The sequence below is a fragment of the Subtercola vilae genome, assembly GCF_004923255.1.
Taxonomy (GTDB): domain Bacteria; phylum Actinomycetota; class Actinomycetes; order Actinomycetales; family Microbacteriaceae; genus Subtercola; species Subtercola vilae.
In genome coordinates, this window is the sequence record NZ_QYRT01000082.1 from 1 (window position 1) to 4749 (window position 4749).

Here is a 4749-nt window from a genome sequence, read left to right on the forward strand (position 1 = left end):
TGAGCCTCAAAGGCACCAGCTACCGACTCCGAGGACACAAAACCCTCACGACTACGACAGACTAAACACACCACGTGGCCCTGTTTTCAGTTGGCAGCCGTGGCCCCATTTTGAGTTGGCGTTAACAACGCCAGCGCCAGTGATACGCAGATCAGCGATCCGCAACCGATCATCCTGACCGAGATACCTGCCCGATCGCGGCCGATCGGGCACGGGCATTCGGCCCCCCGCTGCTCGAATCCACCTGTATCCCTGGCGTCTATCCACGCCGATAGCTTCACACGCTGACGACGATGATAACCCTTCCCGAATCAACGACCAGAAACGAGACTGCCGATCCTTCTGAACCTGACTTGCAGGCATGCGCAACACTCCATATCGATGAGGTGTTGCGACGACCAGCTGAGACCGCCCTACGGATACGAGACAGTACAGTGAACCACTCCGACTTAATGCTTTGTCGTCTCGCTAAAATCTCCTCATGGCCCTACCTTCTGCGCTCAATGCTGCTTTCAGTAAGATTCCGAAACGCGCCGAGTCAAGAGGCGAGTCCGAGCTCCGGGACACTTTCGAGGACTCGGGCGTCGCAAGTGCACTGGATGTCATCGACCACCAGATCATTTACGGGCGCCGAGGAACCGGGAAGACCCACGCCTTGCGCTACCTTGCTTCGACGAGGATCGATGAGGGCGACGTTGGTGTCTACGTAGACCTTCGGACAGTCGGGTCGGCAGAAGGAATTTTTGATGGAGAACAGATCGGCCCAATTGAACGTACAGGTCGACTTCTCGTGGATCTGCTGAATCAATTTCATGACGAAATCCTCCAGGCGGCACTGGAGGACAACCAGCTAGTGGGCGACGCCCTATTCGTGACCCGACTAGATGGTCTCCTCTCCGCCATCGGCTCCATTCGGGTGGATGGACCGGTTGAACTGACCACAGACGTGGAGAAAGAACGATCTACGCACGACGGCGGCAGAGTAGAACTAGATATCGTTCGACCTAAGGTCGCGGTCGCGGCATCTTCCGATACGTCGGAGTCGCAAAAGGACCGCGCCGTGGTTACGCGTCGCGGTGTCGAGCGAGTGTCACTTAACTTTTCAGACGTTGCTCGCGCACTTCGTGAACTGGCCGACTCCCTCTCGGCTCGCAGAGTCTGGATCATCCTCGATGAGTGGACGAGTGTCCCTTGGGATGTCCAGCCATATTTGGGAGCGTTCTTGGTCCGTTGCGTGCTGCCGCTCCAACAATTTACTGTCAAAATCGCCGCTATCGAACAGCAGATAAATTTCCGAACAAAGCTCCCGAACGGTCAAATTATCGGCATCGAACTAGGCGCAGACATGTCTGCGAACCTCAGCCTCGACGATTTCATGGTCTTCGAACAAGAAGAATCGCGCGCTCGTAATTTTTTCCAAGGGCTTCTGTTCAAACATTTGACCGCCGGCGCCGAGGAGGATCGTCAGGTTCCGGGTTTGTCGAAAGAGACAGATCTGATAAGCCTTGGATTCACGGACAGTAGGGCTTTTGACGAACTTGTGCGGGCGGCGGAAGGGGTACCAAGGGATGCGATAAATATCGTGTCAAAGGCAGCATGGCGAGCATCGGACAGGCGAATCTCAACCCCTGATGTCCGAACTGCGGCGCGCCAGTGGTTTCAGACTGACAAGGAGGGCGCACTTAGGGGAGAGCCTGTGGCGCAATCGCTACTCAACTGGATCATCGATAACGTCATCCGTGAAAAAAAAGCTCGGGGATTTCTGGTCAATCAGAAAGACCAAGATGAGGCGCCGTTGAAAGCGCTATTCGATGCCAGAGTGCTACATCTCGTCCGACGCGGTTATTCCGCTCAGGACACCCCGGGGGAACGATACGACGTCTACGTCATCGATTACGGCGCTTACGTCGACCTCATAAATACGAAGAATGCGCCCAAAGGTTCGCTGCCCGTCGATGACGGTGATGATGGCTATGTGGAGGTACCCACCCAGGACCTCAGGCCTCTCCGCCGAGCAGTGCTTGACTTGCGAGAGTTCACTGCTTCGCTCGAATCTGAGTCGGCGTTGTAGTACGACTGTCTCGTAACTCGACGGCAGGTTCAAGCGGTCAGCGCACCGGTTAGTTGGCTCTGGCGCACTTTCGGTGGTTGCCGGTCGGCGCCGGCGAGCTGAGCGATCGATCACCCTGAAACCCTCGAAATGCCACGAATTCTCGACACTCGATTCCCCCTTGGTCACGGTTCAGAACTCCCACCACCGAAAGTGCGCCAGAGCCGGTTAGTTTCTAGACCCCCACACCTAGCCGGGCGCACATCAACCAGCATCCGGGCACAAGAAAACCCCCGGGTCTGTCTGGAACTGGGGGGAGCTCACTAACACCCGGGGGCATGATGACTGATGGGGGAATCAGTCAACGATCACGATACCCGGTACCCCTGACCGCAGCCTGAGGCCGTTTGAGAATTCGGTGAATATTCGCGGCTGTGGGGGCCAGCAGTATTGCCGTCGGGGGCCACAGCAATCAGGGAGAGCTTTGCAGGCTTAGCGGCCAGTTTCTTGTGCGCCGGTTCGCGGTCGGGGCATCGCGTGCACGGCTGACGGGCGGCGTCTGCACGAGGGCCGGGTAAGAGCTGCCGCACGCAGGCGTTGCCTGCGCTTGCCCTTGGCAGTGTCGATCTTCAGTCGACGCGAGCACGACGACGAGAACGCTGAAAGTCGCTGGCCGGAGGGACCCTCCAGGGGTGGCTCCGAGCTGGAATATTCGGTGGCGCTCAACGAGAATATCTGTGGCCCCCGAGCACAATATTCGGTGGCTCCCAAGCGAGCAAATACTCACCGCACCATGTATGCCACGAAAGCGCAAGCCCGAACCGACGTCATCCGCTACATTGAAGGATTTCACAACAGCCGCTGCCGTCACTCAGCGCTCGGCTACCGACGCCCCAACAAAGTCCACTACGGCTATCAACAGCCAACCCTGGCAGCGTAGAAGAAACCATCAAATCCGCTAACCGAAAAACGCGCAGCAGCCCACTTCAAATAGAGTATCGGCATGGATCTCAGGCACCACGCGACCTTGCTCCCACCAGTTAGGGGCGCTGACTTACTTACCGCTACCGCTGGCCCGAATAACGATGCGATCTCATTATGGAGCGTTCCCACAGAATCACGATGGATCGTGACCCTGCAATCAACCCAGGAGTCAATCAGAATCCACGTGGACGAGCCGCCACCAGTTTCTTCTGAAGCAAAAATGCTGATTCAACCTCTTCCGGACGGCGAAGTCCTAGTGGCTGCGCGAGATTCAGCCTGGAAGCGGTCCGGCCCTGAACAAAATGCTTTTGTGTTGAACGCCCATGGCGCGATAGTTAAGACTGGTTATGTGGGCAACGACATCCGAGTTTTTCTCTCTGCGCCGAATGGGGACACCTGGTTAGGGTACGGGGATCGAGGCATTTACGGTTCTCGTAAAGGGCGTCGCGGGAGTCTTGACCCTACGCAGTCAGGTATCGTACGAATAAATAAAGAACTAGAGATAGTCGAACGGTACAAAGCCGCGTCTGCCGAAGACTTTATCGACCACTGCTACGACATCAATGTCGGTCTCATCGATGCATACGGCTATTTTTATGAGTCTTTTGAACTGGTTAGGCTCGGTCATCGGCTGCCAAGAATCTGGCAGCCAAACGTTCCTGGAGCGAAAGCTTTCCTTATCGATGGTGAGGCATGCGCTTTTGTAGGAGGCTATGACGGCAATTCTCGTCCCGTGGGTCTACGTGAAGGATTTCTATCTGAGACTGGATTCGAGCTAGTCAAAGAGTCAGAATTCTGGCTACCTCCAAGTGAGGACGGTAATTCGGGTCACCCCCATCATTTTGTGTCCAGAGGACCTGAGTTGCATGTATTTCAAGGTGCCGACTGGTATCGCGCATCAATGAGCGAGGCATGAATTCCAAAAACACAACAAAAGCTTCACGGCCACAGATGAAGCGCCCGGATCCACCCAGGGTGTGGTTGTCACTCGGAGTTGATGATCTCTAGGTCGCGTTTGCGGTTGTGTAAATTGTCTCGAACTCGACGGGGGTGAGTTTGCCGAGGGCGCGTTGGCTGCGTGACTAGAAACGGGTCTGCCCAGAGTTCGGTTGACACTCGGGGTTGATGGTTTTCAAGCCGCGTTTGCGGTTGTATAAATTGTCTCAAACTCGACGGGGGTGAGTTTCCCGAGAGCGCGTTGGCGTCGCCGGCGGTTGTATTTCGTTTCGATCCAGACCACGATCGCGAGGCGGAGTTCCTCGCGGGTGTTCCAGCGCCGGGTGTTCAGAACGTTCTTCTGAAGAAGCGAGAAGAACGACTCCATGGCCGCGTTGTCACTGGAGGACCCCACCCGTCCCATGGATCCGCGTAGCCCGTTGTTCTTCAGCAGCCGGACGACGCGTTTGGATCTGAACTGGCTGCCTCGGTCGGAATGTACGATCGTGCCGGCCGGGGCGCGGAGCGCGATCGCGTTACGCAGCGCCGCGGCTGCAAGCTCGGACTTCATCCGGGAATCGATCGAGTACCCGACGATCTTGTTGGAACAGCAATCCTTGACCGCACACAAATACAGTTTCCCCTCACCGGTCCAGTGCTCGGTGATATCCGTCAACCACACCTGGTTCGGTTCCGTCGCGGCCGTAATGAAATCGTGCGTCACTCGGCCTTTGTCGTCCGTCACACCGAGCAGATCATCGTGGACAGCGGGACCCGGC

At 56.5% G+C, this 4749-nt stretch carries 3 protein-coding genes and 1 pseudogene; 3 read left to right on the forward strand and 1 reads right to left on the reverse strand.

The genetic code is table 11. The features are described 5' to 3' along the window. Positions 1 to 481 precede the first annotated feature (481 nt). The 3 genes and pseudogenes from D4765_RS18735 to D4765_RS18745 all read left to right on the forward strand — a co-directional run bounded on the left by D4765_RS18735 (position 482) and on the right by D4765_RS18745 (position 3950). Positions 482 to 2071 (forward strand): P-loop NTPase family protein, encoded by a 1590-nt coding sequence (locus D4765_RS18735; RefSeq protein WP_201799374.1) that lies wholly within the window; start codon positions 482 to 484, stop codon positions 2069 to 2071. 766 nt (positions 2072 to 2837) lie between these two features. After that, positions 2838 to 2990, forward strand: a pseudogene (locus tag D4765_RS18740) (IS3-like element ISAar4 family transposase); the annotation flags it as partial. 189 nt (positions 2991 to 3179) lie between these two features. Further along, the gene (locus D4765_RS18745; protein WP_136643827.1) at positions 3180 to 3950 is read left to right on the forward strand and encodes a hypothetical protein; all 771 of its coding nucleotides are present in this window, start codon (positions 3180 to 3182) and stop codon (positions 3948 to 3950) included. 216 nt (positions 3951 to 4166) lie between these two features. On the opposite strand, the gene D4765_RS18750 is transcribed toward D4765_RS18745, so the two are convergent. Further along, a partial coding sequence (locus D4765_RS18750; protein WP_237280566.1) for an IS3 family transposase occupies positions 4167 to 4749 on the reverse strand: 583 nt, incomplete at its 5' end.

Excerpts from the sequence above, each read along its gene's own strand:
- D4765_RS18735 (WP_201799374.1), top strand. The coding sequence starts at position 482 with ATGGCCCTACCTTCTGCGCTCAATGCTGCTTTCAGTAAGATTCCGAAA.